The sequence below is a fragment of the Promicromonospora sp. MEB111 genome (assembly GCF_030209445.1).
Taxonomy (GTDB): domain Bacteria; phylum Actinomycetota; class Actinomycetes; order Actinomycetales; family Cellulomonadaceae; genus Promicromonospora.
Genome location: NZ_JARVSD010000007.1, coordinates 185163 through 201783, shown reverse-complemented (window position 1 = coordinate 201783; position 16621 = coordinate 185163). Strand labels below are relative to the sequence as shown.

Annotated in this window: 12 protein-coding genes; 10 read left to right on the top strand and 2 right to left on the bottom strand. The window is 72.8% G+C overall.

The genetic code is table 11. The annotated features are described in order from the left end of the window. Positions 1–190 precede the first annotated feature (190 nt). The 7 genes from QRN56_RS07750 (at position 191) to QRN56_RS07720 (ending at position 8185) form a co-directional block, all read left to right on the top strand. Positions 191–1585 carry an aminotransferase class I/II-fold pyridoxal phosphate-dependent enzyme gene (locus QRN56_RS07750; protein WP_285102229.1) on the top strand — a complete coding sequence of 465 codons (1395 nt, stop codon included), beginning with the start codon at positions 191–193 and terminating at the stop codon, positions 1583–1585. A 78-nt stretch (positions 1586–1663) separates the two neighbouring features. Continuing rightward, on the top strand, positions 1664–2494 hold the full coding sequence (locus QRN56_RS07745) for a DeoR/GlpR family DNA-binding transcription regulator (protein ID WP_285102228.1): 831 nt from the start codon (positions 1664–1666) through the stop codon (positions 2492–2494). A gap of 368 nt (positions 2495–2862) precedes the next feature. Then, positions 2863–4239 carry an ABC transporter substrate-binding protein gene (locus QRN56_RS07740; protein ID WP_285102227.1) on the top strand — a complete coding sequence of 459 codons (1377 nt, stop codon included), beginning with the start codon at positions 2863–2865 and terminating at the stop codon, positions 4237–4239. A 79-nt stretch (positions 4240–4318) separates the two neighbouring features. Then, entirely contained in the window at positions 4319–5263 is a 945-nt protein-coding gene (locus QRN56_RS07735; protein WP_285102226.1) for a carbohydrate ABC transporter permease, read from the top strand. After that, complete coding sequence (locus tag QRN56_RS07730; protein ID WP_285102225.1) at positions 5260–6078, top strand: carbohydrate ABC transporter permease; 819 nt, start codon at positions 5260–5262, stop codon at positions 6076–6078. The genes QRN56_RS07735 and QRN56_RS07730 overlap by 4 nt, the downstream gene beginning before the upstream one ends. Before the next feature lie 71 nt (positions 6079–6149). Continuing rightward, on the top strand, positions 6150–7628 hold the full coding sequence (locus QRN56_RS07725; RefSeq protein WP_285102470.1) for a mannitol dehydrogenase family protein: 1479 nt from the start codon (positions 6150–6152) through the stop codon (positions 7626–7628). A gap of 125 nt (positions 7629–7753) precedes the next feature. After that, positions 7754–8185 (top strand): DUF4383 domain-containing protein, encoded by a 432-nt coding sequence (locus QRN56_RS07720; protein WP_285102224.1) that lies wholly within the window; start codon positions 7754–7756, stop codon positions 8183–8185. A gap of 79 nt (positions 8186–8264) precedes the next feature. Here QRN56_RS07720 and QRN56_RS07715 read toward each other — a convergent pair whose 3' ends face one another. Then, complete coding sequence (locus QRN56_RS07715; RefSeq protein WP_285102223.1) at positions 8265–8864, bottom strand: TetR/AcrR family transcriptional regulator; 600 nt, start codon at positions 8862–8864, stop codon at positions 8265–8267. 126 nt (positions 8865–8990) lie between these two features. On the opposite strand from QRN56_RS07715, the gene QRN56_RS07710 reads away from it, so the two are divergent. After that, entirely contained in the window at positions 8991–10835 is a 1845-nt protein-coding gene (locus QRN56_RS07710; RefSeq protein ID WP_285102222.1) for a flavin-containing monooxygenase, read from the top strand. A 180-nt stretch (positions 10836–11015) separates the two neighbouring features. Next, positions 11016–13844 carry a cation-translocating P-type ATPase gene (locus QRN56_RS07705; protein ID WP_285102469.1) on the top strand — a complete coding sequence of 943 codons (2829 nt, stop codon included), beginning with the start codon at positions 11016–11018 and terminating at the stop codon, positions 13842–13844. 7 nt (positions 13845–13851) lie between these two features. Here the strand turns inward: QRN56_RS07705 and QRN56_RS07700 are convergent, their stop codons facing one another. Beyond that, positions 13852–14178 (bottom strand): hypothetical protein, encoded by a 327-nt coding sequence (locus tag QRN56_RS07700; RefSeq protein ID WP_285102221.1) that lies wholly within the window; start codon positions 14176–14178, stop codon positions 13852–13854. 469 nt (positions 14179–14647) lie between these two features. Here QRN56_RS07700 and QRN56_RS07695 point away from each other — a divergent pair, with 469 nt between their 5' ends. Continuing rightward, on the top strand, positions 14648–16600 hold the full coding sequence (locus QRN56_RS07695; protein WP_502928762.1) for an HNH endonuclease signature motif containing protein: 1953 nt from the start codon (positions 14648–14650) through the stop codon (positions 16598–16600). The last annotated feature ends 21 nt before the right edge of the window (positions 16601–16621 follow it).

Below are 16621 nucleotides of genomic sequence, written 5' to 3'. Positions count from 1 at the left end.
CATGATCACGGGTAGACGTTAACCACGGCGAGCCGATCACTCCAAGCCGATCCCCGTGCCGTCCGCCTGATGAGACAACGGCTCCGCCGGGATGGAAGGTGGTCGCGCGACGGTGCGCTCGCCTGATATACATCTGGATGATAAGTGCCCGACCGTTCTCGGTCATGCCGTAACAGACCAACGAGGAGCGATGACGACCACAGGACCCGACGCCGCGAGTGCCGCCCCGGGCACGCCGTCCGACCTGATCGCCTCGGTGCGCGGGCTGTCCGGCCCCGCGCTCGCCGAGCAGCTCACCGCGTGGATCGAGCAGGGCGTGCTGGCGCCGGGCACCCGGCTGCCCACGATCGAGGAGGTCGCCACGGTGTCCGGCCTCGGCCGCTCGACCATCGCGGGCACGTGGTCGCTCCTGGTCGACCGCGGTCTGGTCACCACGCGGCGCCGTGGCGGCACCATCGTGGCCGGCCCCGCCAGCGCGCCCCTGTGGCCGCGCGCGGGGGAGCCGCCCGTGTTCGAGGGCTGGTCCTCGGTGGACCTCTCGTCCGCGCACCCCACCACCGACCGGCTGCCCGACCTGCTGGAGGCCTTCGCGCACAGCCTGCGCGAGCCCCAGACCAACTCGCTGCGCCGCGAGGCGATCACGCCCGCGCTGCTCGACGCCGTGCGCCAGGACTGGCCGTTCGACGCCGCCGAGTGGGTGACCGTCAGCGGCGCCGGCGAGGCCACCCTGCTCACGGCCGAGGCGGCCACCGCGCCGGGCGGGCTGATCGCCGTCCAGGAGCCCGCGGTCTCCGGGACCATCGGCAACCTGCGGTCCGTCGGGTTCGACGTCGTGGGCGTCGCCTCCGACGCCTCGGGCCCGCTCCCGGACGCCCTGGAGCGCGCCCTGGCCGCGGGTGCGCGCACCTTCGTCTACCAGCCGGGCGGGGAGTTCTCCCTGGAGGGTGCCGTCACCGCGCCGCGGCTCGCCGAGCTCGCCGACGTGCTCACGAGGCACGCCCCGGACGCCTGGGTGCTGGAGGAGGACGTGCTCGGCCCCCTGGCCCCGGTGCGGCCGCTCAGCCTGGGCGAGCTCCTGCCGGGCCGGGTCGTGCGGATCACGTCCTTCTGCCGTGCCTTCGGGCTCGACCTGCGCACCACGGTCGTCGGCGGGGCCCGCGACGTGGTGCTCGGCGTGCGCCGCCTGCGCAGCCACGGCATCCTCGCGCAGAGCCGCATCCTGCAGAACGCGCTCGCCTACCTGCTCGCCACGCCCGCCGTCGGCAGCCTCGTGCAGGACTCCGGCCGCTGGTACGCGGACCGGGGCCGGGACCTGACCCGGGCGCTCGCGGCGCGCGACGTGCGCACCGCGACACCCCCGGGCGGCCTGGTCGTGTGGCTGCGCGCCGAGAACGAGGACGAGGCCCTGGTCGAGCTCGGGGCGCGCGGCATGGTGCTCACGCCGTCGTCGCGCACGTTCGCCACGCCGCCCCGCCCTGCGTGGCTCCGCGTCGCCACACCCCAGATCCCGGCCGACCCGCAGCGGGTCGACGAGCTGGCCGAGGCGCTCGCGGGCGCCGCGCGGGGTGCGCTGCTGGCGGGCTGATCCCCGGACGGGGGTTCCGAGATGTGCCGGTAGGCGGCAGACTCGGGGGCCAGGAGCCCGACGACGGGAGGCGTGGCGATGGTGCTCGACGCGAGCGCCGGGACGGTGCCGGCAGCGCCGGAGCCCGGTGCGCCCCCGGCGAGCGCCTTGCGGCAGGCCGAACGGTCCGCGGAGCTGCTCGCCCTGGTGCGGCGGCGCGGCCGGATCGAGGTGAGCGAGTCGGCCCGGATGCTGTCCGTCTCCCAGGAGACGGTGCGCCGTGAGCTGCGCAAGCTGGAGGCGCAGGGCCTGGTGCGGCGCAGCTACGGGCTCGCCTTCCCGGTGGAGACCAGCTCGTTCGAGACGGCGCTGTCCCAGCGCCGGGAGAGCTTCCCGGAGGAGAAGGCGCGGATCGCCGCCGAGGTGGCGCGGCGCCTGGGCGAGGCGCGGACGATCTTCGTCGACGAGGGGTTCCAGCCGCTGCTCGCGGCGCGCGCCCTGCCGACCGACCGCGAGCTCACGCTGGTCACGTCGTCCCTGCCGGTCGCGACGGAGCTGTCGGCCCGGCCCAACGTGCAGGTGATCATCATCGGCGGGCGCGTGCGGGGCAAGACCCTGGGCGTGGTCGACGGCGCGGCCGTGGACATGCTGCGCACCTTCCGCCTCGACCTCGGGCTGATCGGCGCGAACGGGGTGACCGTCGAGGACGGCCTGACCACGCCCGACCCGACGGTCGCGAGCGTGAAGGCCGCCGCGATCGAGGTGAGCAGGCGCCGCATCTTCATCGGCGCGCACCACAAGTTCGGCGTGACCAGCTTCGTGCGGTTCGCCGGCCTGGACGACTTCGAGGCGATGATCACCGGCACGCAGCTCGGCTCGGCCCGGGCACGCGCGTTCCACGCGGCCGGGGCGGAGATCGTCCAGGTCTGAGCGGGCGCCGTCCGGGGGCCTCCGGGGCGTGACCGGTCGGCCCGTCGGGACCAGCAGTTCGTGCCCGGTCCGGGATGCGTTTTCCCAGGTGGCGGCCCGGTGTAGAACCGGGCAGAACGGACCCTGACGCCGGCCGTGCGGGCGTCCGGCAGCCGTGCCCGCACGCGCCGTCGGGCCCCCGGCCGCCCCCGGCTGTGCGATACCACAGTCTCGCTGACCGTTTGGGTTTCACCCTCGTTGACCCGGTTTGCGGCCAGGCCCACGATGTGCGGACCCGTGCCCCACCGGACGCCGAACGGCAGCACGCCGAGGCACGACGACGAGGCACCACGACACCTCACGACGACGTGACCAGAAGGGTCGAAGCAATGATGCTCACGAGAACTGCGCGCCGCCAGGCAGCGCCCGCCGGCCTCGCAGCCGCGGCGCTCGCGCTGGCGCTGACCGCCTGCGCCGGGGCGGGAGGCGGCGGGGACGGCGGCTCCGCCGGACAGGGCGGCGGGCCGGTCGAGCTCACGCTCGCGACCGTCAACAACCCGCAGATGAAGGACATGGAGGAGCTGAAGTCCGCCTTCGAGGAGGAGCACCCGGACATCACGGTGAACTTCATCCAGATGGAGGAGAACGACCTGCGCGACGCCGTCACCAAGGACGTGGCGACCGACGGCGGCCAGTACGACATCGTCACGGTGGGCTCCTACGAGGTGCCCATCTGGGCGCAGAACGGCTGGCTCACCGACCTGACGGGCGACCTCGGGTCCGACGCGGACTACGACGTCGACGACCTGTTCGAGCCCGTCAAGGACGCCCTGACGGTCGACGACTCCCTGTACGCCGTCCCGTTCTACGGCGAGTCCTCGATGCTCATGTACAACAAGGAGCTCCTCGACGCGGCGGGCGTGACCATGCCAGAGCACCCGACGTGGCAGGAGGTCGCCGACATCGCCCGCGAGGTCGACTCGGACGACGTGGACGGCATCTGCCTGCGCGGCAAGCCCGGCTGGGGCGAGGTCTTCGCGCCGCTGACGACGGTGGTGAACACGTTCGGCGGGAGCTGGTACGACGCCGAGTGGAACGCCCAGGTGGACCAGCCGGAGTTCGCCGAGGCCGTCCAGTTCTACGTGGACCTGGTCGAGGACGCGGGTGAGGCCGACCCCGTCTCCACCGGGTTCACCGAGTGCCTGAACAACGTGAGCCAGGGCCGGTCCGCGATGTGGGTGGACGCGACGGTCGCCGCCGGCCTGCTGGAAGACCCGGAGTCGTCGCAGGTCGCGGGCAAGATGGGCTACGCCCACGCGCCGGTGGTCGAGACCGAGGAGTCCGGCTGGCTGTGGTCCTGGAACCTCGCGATCCCCGAGACCACGCAGAACCGCGACGCGGCGGTCGAGTTCGTGAAGTGGGCGACGAGCAAGGAGTACCACCAGCTCGTCGGCACGGAGCTCGGCTGGAGCCGGGTGCCCCCGGGCGCGCGGAACTCGACGTACGAGATCCCGGAGTACGAGGAGGCCGCGGCGTCGTTCGCGCCCATCACGCGCGACATCATGCTCGCCGTGAACCCGGAGCAGCCGGGCGTCGCGCCGCAGTCGTGGACCGGCATCCAGTACGTGACCATCCCGGAGTTCCAGGACCTCGGGAACCAGGTCTCGCAGGACCTGGCCGACGTCTTCGCGGGCCGCAGCGAGCTCGCCCCCGTGCTGGAACGCGCCCAGGACCTCGCCCAGGAGGCGGGCGACGCCCAGAAGTAGCCGGACCCCGGGTGCGGGGAGCCGTACTCCCCGCACCCGGGTTCCTTGTGCCCAGGTTCCTCGTGCCCAGGAGGGCCACATGACCGTTCTCATGACCACCCCGACGCGGAGACGGCCCGCGCGGGCGGTGCCCACCGGGCAGCAGAGCCGCCGACGCCGTGTGGCCGTCTCGCGCGCCCTGCTCTGGCCCGCGCTGGCCACCTCGATCGTCCTGACCCAGATCCCGTTCGTGCTGACGATCTACTACTCGCTGCAGCGCTGGAACATGCTGCGCCCGGGCGACCGCGGCTTCACGGGTCTCGACAACTACGTGAGCGTGCTGCGCGACGGCTCGTTCCTGTCGTCGCTCGGCGCGACCGTCGCCGTCACCGGCACGTCGGTGGTGGCCTCGACCCTGCTCGGCATGCTGTTCGCGGTGCTGCTGGACCGCAGCTTCGTGGGGCGTGGCGTGGCCCGCACCCTGATGATCACGCCGTTCCTCGTCATGCCCGCCGCCGCGGCCCTGGTGTGGAAGTGGTCCATCCTGGACGCCGCCACCGGCATGGCCAACTGGGGCCTCGGGCTGGTCGGCCTGCCGCCCGTGGCCTGGAACACCGAGCTGCCGATGCTCACGATCATCCTGGTGCTGACCTGGCAGTACACGCCGTTCGCCATGCTGATCCTGCTGGCCGGGCTGCAGGCGCAGGACAGGGACGTCCTGGAGGCCGCCGCCGTCGACGGCGCCGGGGCGCTGCGCACCTTCGGCTCGATCACGCTGCCGCACCTGCGCCAGTACGTCGAGATCGCGGTACTGCTGGCCTCGATCATGCTGCTCCAGGTCTTCGACCCCATCGCGATCATGACCCGCGGCACGGGCGGTACCAAGACGCTCTCCTACCTGCTCTACGAGCGGGCGTTCGTGGGCCTGGAGGTCGGCGAGGCCGCCGCGTACGGCGTGATGACCGTGCTCGTCACGATCGTCGTCGCCTCGGTCGCGCTGCGCACCCTCTTCAAGGTCTTCTCCACGGAAGGGATCGACCGATGACCTCCTCGCGCCTGCGCGCGGCCCTGATCACCGCGGTCACCTGGGTGCTCGTGCTGATGTTCTTCTTCCCCGTGGCCTGGATGGTGTTCACGGCCTTCAAGCCGGAGCACCAGGCCGCCACGATGCCGCCCACGTTCGCCCCCGACCTCACGCTCGACCAGTTCGACGCCGTCTTCGCGCGCGACATGCTGCCGTACCTGATCAACTCGCTCAGCGCGAGCCTCGGGTCCACGCTGCTGGTCCTCGTCCTGGCAGTCCCCGCCGCCTACGCGCTGAGCATCCGGCCGGTCGCCAACGTGCGCGACGCCCTGTTCTTCTTCATCTCCACCCGCTTCATGCCGGTGGCCGCCTCGATCATCCCGGTCTACCTGCTGCTGCAGTCCGTGGGCGGGCTCGACAACATCACCTGGCTCACCATCCTCTATGTGGGCGTCAACCTGCCCATCGCCGTGTGGATGATGCGGTCGTTCCTCGCCGAGGTGCCGCGCGAGGTCATCGAGGCCGCGCAGCTCGACGGCGCCCGCCTGGGCACCGAGATCTTCCGCGTGGTGCTGCCCATCGTGCTGCCCGGCGTCGCCGCCGCGGGCCTGATCTGCTTCATCTTCGCGTGGAACGAGTTCTTCCTCGCCAACCTCCTCACGGCCCAGGTGGCGCGCCCCACCCCGCCGTTCCTCACGAGCTTCGTGGACGGCCGCGGCCAGTTCCTCGCCGTCCTGTCCGCGGCCGCGACCGTCGCCATCGTCCCCGTGGTGCTGGCCGGGTGGATCGCGCAGAAGCAGCTCGTCCGCGGCCTCGCGATGGGAGCGATCAAGTGACCCTGGACCTCGCCGTCCCGCTGCCGGGAGCGCTGCCCGACGGCGGACCCGGCACCGGACCCGATGACAAGGTGCCCGCCGTCAGCCTGCCGCCCTACGACCGCACCGGCCTCCGCGTGGGGATCGTGCACCTCGGCGTCGGCGGCTTCCACCGCGCGCACCAGGCGCTCGCGGTCGACGAGCTGCTGCGGCGCGGCGAGGCCCGCGAGTGGGGCATCTGCGGCGTCGGCCTGCTGCCCGGGGACGCCGCGATGCGCGACGCGCTGCGGGCGCAGGACGGCCTGTACACGCTCGTGACCAAGCACCCGGACGGGGGGCTCGACGCGCGGGTGGTCGGCAGCATCGTGGAGTACCTGTTCGCGCCGGACGACCCGGAGGCCGTGCTGGAGCGCATGGCCCACCCGGACACCCGCATCGTGTCGCTGACCATCACCGAGGGCGGCTACGGGTTCGACCAGGTCACCGGCGAGTTCGACGCGACGGCGCCGGCCGTCGTCGCCGACGCCCGGCCGGGGGCCGTGCCGGCCACCGTGTTCGGCTACGTGGTGGAGGCCCTGGCCCGACGGCGGGCGCGCGGCCTGCCGCCGTTCACCGTGATGTCCTGCGACAACGTGCAGGGCAACGGCGAGAAGGCCCGGACCGTGTTCGCCGCCTTCGCGGCCCTGCGCGACCCGGACCTGGGCCGGTGGGTGCACGACGAGGTCGCGTTCCCGAGCTCGATGGTGGACCGCATCACGCCCGTGACGACCGACGCGGACCGGGCCCTGGTCGCCGAGCGGCTCGGCGTCGCGGACCGCTGGCCGGTCGTCGCGGAACCGTTCTTCCAGTGGGTGCTGGAGGACGACTTCCCGCTCGGCCGGCCGCCGCTGGAGCACGCGGGCGTGCAGCTCGTCGCGGACGTCGAGCCGTACGAGCTGATGAAGCTGCGGCTGCTCAACGCGAGCCACCAGGCCATCGCCTACTTCGGGTGGCTGAGCGGCTACCGGTACGCGCACGAGGCGATGGCCGACCCGGTCGTGGCGCGGTTCGTGCGCGACTTCATGGACCGCGAGGCGACGCCGACCCTGCGCCCGGTCCCGGGCGTCGACCTCGACGAGTACAAGAGCTCGCTGGTGGAGCGCTTCGGCAACCCGGAGGTGCGGGACACGCTCGCGCGGCTGTGCGCGGAGACGTCGGACCGCATCCCGAAGTGGCTGGTGCCGATCGTGCGCGAGCAGCTGCTCGCCGGCGGCGAGATCCTCCGGTCGGCGGCGATCGTCGCGAGCTGGGCCCGGTACGCCGAGGGGACCGACGAGCAGGGCGAGCCCATCGAGGTGGTCGACCGGCTCGCCGACCGGCTCGTGCCGCTCGCCCGCTCGCAGCGGGGCGACGCCGTGGCGTTCCTGCGCAGCCCGGACCTGTTCGGGTCGCTCGCGTCCGAGCCGCGTTTTGTCGCGGCCTACCTCGACGCGCTCGGCTCGCTGCACCAGGTGGGGGCCCGCGCGACGCTGGAGACCCTGGTGGCGGAGGCGCCGCGGCCGGACCACCCCTGGGCCGGCCACGCCCCTTGAGGAAGGCGGCGATCCTCGCGTACGAGGCGGGGCTCGTCGAGCAGAAGTCGCCGTGAACCCGCCCATCCGGACCTGTCTCGGCTCCGAACCACCTGCGAGAACGCCGAACAGAACGGAGTAACGCCATGACGCAATCCATGTCCTCGACGCGCACTCGCGGGGTGTCCCAGTGGCTCGCCCTGACGATCGGCGCGGTCTACCTGCTGGTGGGAGCCGCGGGGTTCCTCGTGACCGGGTTCAGCGGGTTCGCCGAGCACGACCACGAGCAGACGCTGCTCGGGTTCGCCGTCAACCCGCTGCACAACGTCGTGCACCTCCTGATCGGGGTGCTCGGGATCAGCCTGTGGTCCACGATCGGCCGGGCGCGGACGTTCGGCTGGCTGCTCGTGGCCGGGTACGGGGCGGCGTTCGTGTACGGCCTGATCGCGGTGGGCAACCCCGAGATCAACTTCCTCAACATCAACGCCGCCGACAACGTGCTGCACGCCCTGAGCGTCCTGGCCGGGCTGGCCATCGCGCTCTGGCCGCAGCGCAAGGCCGAGGCCGCCGCCTACTAGGCGACCCTCGACCGCAGGGGGCCCCGGACGGGCCGGCGGGGCAACGCTCTGGACACGCTCGGTTCCGGCCGCGTGACCGTCACCCCGCCGTCGGCGGCTCCGTCGTGAACAGCCCCCGGTGCAGGATCGCCCGGGTCGTGCCCAGACGCGGCGGTGCCCCGGCGGCGGCGTCCACGGCGGCCGACTCCACGGCCGCGGAGGCCGCGGCCTGGACGGCCATCACCATGGGCAGCGTGAGCAGCACGTCCCCGGTGCCGACGCCGGGGTGCACCCGGCCGAGGGACCGGGCCCGGTCGAGCAGCGGGTCCAGCGCGGCCGCCGTCCGCGCGGCCAGGTCGGCGGTGCCGGGCATCCGGCCGTCCGCGACGACGCGCGCGAGCCACGGGGACTCGAACTGCACGTCGAGCAGGAAGTGGAACAGCCGCTCGGCGCCGTCGTCGGCGTCGGCCAGGGCGGCGGCCCTGGCCTCGATGTCCGTGACGTTGTGCTCCAGCACGGCCGAGGCGAGCGCCTCCCGGTTCTCGAAGTGGCGGTGCAGGGTGGTGCGGCTGACGCCGGCCTCGCTCGCGATCTCCTCCAGCGGCACGTCCGGGCCGCGCTCGGCGAACACCCGGCGGGCCGCCGCCACGAGCAGGTCGCGGTTGCGCGCGGCGTCGCGTCGCGTGCGTTCTACCACCATGGGCCGAGGGTAACGGCCCGGTCCGTGCGGGACGCCACAGGAGCAGGGGTTGAAAACGTACATGGATGTACGTTTTCATGTGGTCGGCGGGGGACACCCGCCGAACCGCTGACGAGAGGCCCTGCCTTGTCCCATCTGACCAGCACCGATACCAGCACCGACACCGATGCCGCCACCACCGGCCTGGGGTTCGACCCGGACGCCCTGCGGGAGAGGTACCGCCACGAGCGGGACCGGCGCGTCCGGCCGGACGGCACGGCGCAGTACCGGCGCGCCGCGGGGGAGTTCGGCTACTACGCGAAGGACCCGTACACCGAGCGGGTCGAGCGGGAGCCGCTGACCGACCGGGTCGAGGTGCTGGTGGTGGGCGGCGGGTTCGGCGGCCTGCTCACCGGGGCCCGGCTGCGGGAGGCCGGCGTCGAGTCGCTGCGGATGATGGACGAGGCGGGCGACTTCGGCGGCACCTGGTACTGGAACCGGTACCCGGGCATCCACTGCGACATCGAGTCGTACGTGTACATGCCGCTGCTGGAGGAGACGGGCTACGTGCCGAAGTGGCGGTACGCGCCCGGCGAGGAGATCCGGCAGCACGCTGTGCGGATCGCCGAGCACTACGGGCTGTACCGGGACGCCGTCTTTCACACGCGCGTCACGGAGCTGCGCTGGGACGACGCCGCCGACGAGTGGCTGGTGCGGACCGACCGCGGCGACACGATGCGGGCCCGGCACGTCGTGGTCTCCTCCGGCACGCTCTCGCAGGCCAAGCTGCCCGGCATCCCGGGCATCGAGGACTTCCGCGGCCACACCTTCCACACCAGCCGCTGGGACTACGGGTACACCGGCGGCACGGCGGACGGCGGCCTGACCGGCCTCGCCGACAAGCGTGTCGCCGTGATCGGCACCGGGGCCACGGGCCTGCAGGCGATCCCGCACGTCGCCCGGGACGCGGCGCACCTGTACGTGCTGCAGCGGACGCCGTCGTCGGTGGACGTGCGTGACAACCGGCCCACCGACCCGGCGTGGGCGGCCGGCCTCAGGCCAGGCTGGCAGCGCGAGCGGATGGAGAACTTCCTGGCGATCCTGGCGGGGGAGGACGTCGCGGAGGACCTGACGGGGGACGGCTGGACCGGCACCGCGCGGCTGCAGCGCCAGATGATCACCGGCGCGGTGGACACGACCCTCGACCCGGCCGAGCGCGAGCGGCTCGACGAGCTGGCGGACTTCGTCAAGATGAACCAGATCCGGGCCCGGGTCGACGAGGTGGTCACCGACCCCGCCACCGCCGCGGCGCTCAAGCCCTGGTACCGGTACATGTGCAAGCGCCCGGGGTTCAGCGACCAGTACCTGCAGTCGTTCAACCGGCCGAACGTGACGCTCGTGGACACCGCCGACCACGGCGGCGTGACCCGGATGACCCAGAACGCGGTGGTGGTGGGCGAGGACGAGTACGAGGTGGACTGCGTCATCTTCGCCACCGGCTTCGAGGTCGGGGTCTCGGGCGTGGTGTCCGGCACGCTTCCGGTCCTCGGGCGCGGCGGCGCCCCGCTGCTGGGCGCCTGGGCGCGCGGCCCGCGCACGCTGCACGGCTTCTACACCCACGGGTTCCCCAACCTGTTCCACCTGGGCGCGGCACAGAACGCCAACTCGGTGAACTTCGTGCACATCCTGCAGGAGCAGGCCGGGCACATCGCCGCCGTCGTCGCCCGCGCCGCCAAGACCGGGGCGCGGTACGTGGAGCCGACCGTGGAGGCGCAGGACGCCTGGGCCGCCACCATCGCGCAGGCGGGCGAGGGACAGGACAACTCGGCGTTCCTGGGCGAGTGCACGCCCGGGTACTACAACGGCGAGGGCACGCGGAAGGGCGGCGCGCCGACGTCGTACAGCCCCGGGCCGGTCGCCTTCCACCGGGTGCTGGCGCAGTGGCGCGAGGGGGACATGGGCGACGTGCTGGTCCCCGCCGGCCCGCGGTGAGTCGCCGCGCGGCTGATTCACCGAGGAGCCGCAGTGGGTCGACCTGGCGACCTGCTGGGCGTGGACGTGCCCCAGCACCGGAGGACCATCCGTCCTGCTGAGCCGCGCGCACGCGGCGCCCCCGATGCATGATCGACTGTGGCCACCTCGCAGCAGCGCGTCCCGCCGCCGTCCGTCCCGATGCCCGCACCGGACCCGTCGGTCCGGGAGGCCGACGACGTCGCCGCCGACCTCGGCGTCGACCCCACCACCGGGCTGACCGGAGCCGAGGCGGCCCGCCGCCTGGCCGCCGACGGCCCCAACGAGCTGCGCTCGCGGCCACCCGTGCCGCTGTGGCGCAAGGTGCTGGACCAGTTCCAGGACCCGCTCGTGGCGCTGCTGCTCGTGGCGGTGGCCATCTCGCTCGCCGTCTGGTGGGTCGAGGACGCGCACGGCGTGCCCGTGGACGCCGTCGTGATCGCCGCCATCGTGGTGCTCAACGCCGTGCTCGGCCTGGTCCAGGAGAGCAAGGCCGAGAGTGCCGTCGCGGCGCTGCGGTCCATGACCGAGGCGATGTCCACGGTGCTGCGCGACGGGCGCCGGGTCACGGTGCGGTCGGCCGAGCTCGTGCGTGGCGACGTCCTGGTCCTGGCCGAGGGGGACGCCGTCGGCGCGGACGCCCGCCTGCTCAGCGCGACCGCCCTGCGCGTCCAGGAGTCCTCGCTGACGGGCGAGAGCGAGGCGGTGCTCAAGGACGCCGCGGCGCTCGTGGCCCCGGCGCCGCTGGGCGACCGGTTCGACATGGTCTACAAGGGCACCGCCGTGGCCCAGGGCGTCGGGCGCGCCGTCGTCGTGGCCACCGGCATGAGCACCCAGATGGGCGACATCGCCCGGCTGCTCGACTCGACCGAGGAGGAGGTCACCCCGCTGCAGCGCGAGATCGCGCACGTCAGCCGGGTGCTCGGTCTCACGGTGATCGGCATCGCCGTGGTCGTGATGGTGCTGGCGGCCGTGGTCAACGAGGTCCGCACCCCGGCCGACCTCGTCACCGTGCTGCTGCTCGGCGTCTCGCTCGCCGTGGCCGCCGTGCCCGAGGGGCTGCCCGCCATCCTGTCCGTGGTCCTCGCCGTCGGCGTGCAGGCCATGGCGCGCCGCAACGCCGTCGTCAAGAAGCTGCACTCCGCCGAGACGCTCGGCTCGGCGTCCGTCATCGCGTCGGACAAGACCGGCACCCTGACCAAGAACGAGATGACCATCCAGCGGGTGGTCACCGCGTCGGGCGAGGTCACGCTCACCGGCGTCGGCTACCGCCCGGACGGGGAGGCGCTGACGCGCGGGGACGGCTCCGGCGCCGGGGCCGGCGACGACGACGGTGCCGTGCCCCTGACGGACGAGCGGCTCACCCGGGAGGCGGTCATGGTGCTCGGCGGCGGCTCCCTCGCCAACGACGCCCAGCTCGTCGAGACCGACGGCGAATGGACCGTCCAGGGCGACCCCACCGAGGCCGCCTTCCTCGTGGCCGCGCACAAGCTCGCCGGCACCGTGGACCGCGTCGCCGGCTTCGAACGGCGCGGCGAGGTGCCGTTCACGTCCGAGCGCAAGCTCATGTCCGCGCTCGTGGACCCGCCCGGCGACGGCGCCTGGGCGCTCGTCACCAAGGGCGCGCCCGACGTGCTCCTGCCGCGCTGCACCGACGTGCAGGTCGGCGACGAGACGGTCCTGCTCGACGACGACCGGCGGGCCCAGGCGCTCGCCGACGTCGAGCGCCTCTCCCGGCAGGCGTACCGCACGCTCGGCGTGGCCTACCGGCGGGTCCCCGAGGACACCGGGCCCGAGGGGCTCGAGGAGCACGAGTCCGACCTGGTCTACCTGGGCGTGGTCGGCATCATCGACCCGCCCCGCCCCGAGGTCGCGCCCGCGGTGGCCGAGGCCCGCCGGGCCGGCATCCGCGTCATGATGATCACCGGCGACCACCCGGTCACGGCCACCCGGATCGCGGGCGACCTGGGCATCGTCGAGCCGGGCGCTCGCGCGGTCACCGGCACCGAGCTGGACCGCCTGGACGCCGCCGGGCTGCGCGAGACCACCCGCGGCGTCTCGGTCTACGCACGCGTGGCCCCGCAGAACAAGCTGCAGATCGTCGACGCGCTCCAGGCCGACGGGCACGTGGTGGCGATGACCGGCGACGGCGTGAACGACGCCCCGGCGCTGAAGACCGCCGACATCGGCGTGGCCATGGGCATCACCGGGACCGAGGTGACCAAGGAGTCGGCCAAGATGATCCTCGGCGACGACAACTTCGCCACGATCGTCGCGGCCGTGCGCCAGGGCCGGATCATCTTCGACAACATCAAGAAGTTCTTGCGCTACCTGCTCTCCTCGAACATGGGCGAGGTGTGCACGGTGCTGCTCGGCGTGGTGCTGGCCGGAGTGGTCGGCCTGGAGGGGGCCGCCGGGGGCGAGGCCGTCGTCGTGCCGCTGCTGGCCACCCAGATCCTGTGGATCAACCTCGTCACCGACTCCGGGCCGGCGCTCGCGATGGGCGTGGACCCGGAGACCGACGACGTGATGGCGCGGCCGCCGCGCGGCTCGCACGAGCGGATCATCGACGCCCGCATGTGGACCGGCGTGCTGAGCATCGGGCTCGTCATGGGCGTCGCCACCCTGCTGACCATCGACATCTTCCTGCCCGGCGGCCTGGTCGAGGGGAGCGACGACCTCACCGTGGCCCGCACCGCCGGGTTCACCACCCTCGTCCTGGCCCAGCTCTTCAACGTGCTCAACTCCCGCTCCGAGACCACGAGCGCGTTCCATCGCATGTTCGTGAACCGGTGGCTCTGGGGCGCGATCGGGCTGGGGGTGCTGCTCCAGGTGGCCGTCGTGGAGGTGCCGTTCCTCCAGGTGGCCTTCGGCACCGCCGGTCTCGACCTGGCGCACTGGGCGGTGGCGGTCGGCATGGCGTCGTCGGTGCTGTGGTTCGACGAGCTGCGGAAGCTGGTGTGGCGGTGGCGGCAGCGACCGGTCGGGTGAGCCCTGGTCAGGGGGCGACGGCGGAGTCGGGTGCGTGGGTGTACTCCACCGGCTTCCCGGTCTGGTGTGCATAGCGGATCTCGCGTCGCGTGGACTCTCCGACGTACCCGCCCGGGTTGACCACCAGGACGCGGTCGGCGAGGTCGATCTTCGCGAGGTGCAGTGCGTCCAGCGCAGCCTTCTGCTCGTCGGTGATCCGGTCGCCGGCGTGCTCGAACACACCGGGCGCGACGACGATCGTCCCGGCGAGCGTGAGGTCACGGTTCACCGCGCGGAACTCCTGAGCGAACCGGGTCGAGCCGCACAGGCACACGATCTGCGGGCGGGTTTCCAACGAGGCCTCCTGGGGGCTGCGCCGGTGAGGGCCGGTGAGCGTGTTCGCCGGCTGGCTGACTGGCTAGCTTCGTGATGGTGATGGAGATGGAACCACAAAGGGCTTCGCCGTGTCGGACCCTGCCGGCGGTACGGCATCGTGCCGCTGCGCGCCTTCTGCCGCAGCCGTGACGCCCGCCGGGGCCTGGACGGCCTTCCGTCGCTGTGAGGGCATGGTCGTGACGACGTCGCACTTGTCGACCGGCCTCGTTTACGCGGCGGGCAGAACAACGAGCGGGTGTCAGTGGCTGGGCCTATGGTCGTACAAGTGTTGGGTCGAATGCTCGCGATGGTTGGACGTTATGGTGGGAGGGGGTGGCGGCATGGACAAGGTGTCGGTCGCCGGTGGGGCACGTGCGACGTGGGTCGCTCGCAGGCCCGGTGGGAGGGCCGTGCGGAGCCGCCCTGCGGCGTGGCAGGTCGATGACGCCGTGACCACGGCGCCCGTCGTGCGTGCGGACGATCTCGCGGACGGCAGCATGCCTGACGACGCGTGGCTCGCAGCATTGTTCGCCGAGGGTGACGCGCTGTTCGGCGAGTGTGAACCTAAGCGCGCCCCGGACGTCCCTGCGGGGCCGGACTGGTTCGACAGGGCGCCCGACGTGGCGTTGTCTCACGGCCCCGTGGCGGTGTGGCCGGTCGAGGTGTTGCGGGAGGCTCTGGCCGGACCGCCGGGCGCCGAGCTGGCGCACGTGGTCGCCGAGTACACCGGGCTGGGTGCCACACCATGCGGTGGCACAGGCGCCGAACTCGCCGGTGGACCGCCCGCCGAGTCCGCTGCCGGTTCCGCTGCCGCAGAGGCCGGTTCGGCCCGGCTCGGCGCGCTGTCCGACGACGCCCTCGCGGACCTGGTGGCCGCGTGCGTGCGGCTGCAGTCGTGGGCGGCCGGTGTGCAGGCGCGTGTCGTGGGGGAGCGGGCCGCGCGGGAGACGAGTCCGTTGGCTCATGAATCGCTGGTCGGGCAGGTGACGGCTGAGCTGGTGGTGACACAGGCCGAGGGGTCCGAGGTGGTGGTGCGGGCGGAGTCGGGTGCGGAGCATCCGACGGTGATTGCGGCGTTGGTTCAGGGTCGGATCGATGTGCGTAAGGCGCACACCCTGTTGCGGTCCGCTACGCGGCTCACGGTGGCTGAGCGTGCCGAGGCGATCGCCCGGTACCTGCCGCAGGCCCCGTACCGGACGTGGCGGTGGCTGCGGAACAAGCTTCTGGCGTTCGCGAAGGCCCGGCACGGCGCCGAGGAGACGGCCAGGGCCGCGGCCCTGGACCGCAACGTGCAGCTGGACCGGGCGGAGAACGACATGGGGTGGCTGTCGGCGTACCTGCCTGCGGTGGACGCGGCGGCTGTCTGGGGTGTCGTGGACGACATGGCGCACCAGCTCCGGTACACCGCTGGTGAGGAGCGCACCCTGGGTCAGCTCCGTGCGGACTGCCTGACCGGCATCGTGACGGGTCGGCTGTTGCCGGGAGACCGGTTCGCGCCCGGCATCCAGGCCGAGGGGAGCACGGGGATCGTAGAACCGGTGAGCACGACGACCTCAGGGAGCCCGTCTGGCGACGAGGCGGCAACCGACGGCAGCACCACGACCGCTATGAGGACGGGCAAGCCGACCGGCACGGCCAACACGAGCACGAATACGAGTACAAGTGCCGCCGACGGTTTCGTCTGCCCGTGTGGTGGACGGGCGCCCGTCGTGCAGGAGACGGTCGTGCGGGTGACGCCGACCCGGCCGGTCGTCCGGGTCACCGTCCCGGCGAGCACCCTCCTGGGCCTGGACGACGCCCCGGGTGAGCTCGACGGGTTCGGACCGATCCCGGCCGAGACGGCGCGACTTCTCGCGGAGGACGCCACCTGGCGGCGCCTGGTGACGGACCCGGTGACGGGAGTGCTGGTCGACTACTCGTCCCAGGCGTACACGCCAGGCAAGGTGCTCCGGGCGGCGGTGGAGGCTAGGGACGGGACCTGCACGTTCATCGGGTGCGACACCCCGGCGACAACGTGCGACCTGGACCACATCGACCCCTTCGACCACGAGTGGAGAGAGCGGGCCGGGGCTGCGGGGAAGAACCAGCCCGGACAGACGAACGCGTGGAACCTGCACGCACTCTGCCGCCGACACCACCTGCTCAAGACCCATGCCGGCTGGGGCGTCGAACGTGACCCGGTCACCGGGATCACCACCTGGACCACGCCCGCGGGCAGCACGCACGCCCGGCCGCCGACGGTCCTGGACACCCGGGTCGACCTGGACCAGGTCGACCCGGGCACCAGCAGCGACCTGACGGTGCGTGCCCTCACCGGACGCCGGTTGCCCCGTGCCTACATCACGGCCGAGCCGGCGGCAGCTGCCACCGACCCGCCCCGGTCGGGGGTGCCTCCGTTCTGAGCGGCGGGTTGATCCGGAGTC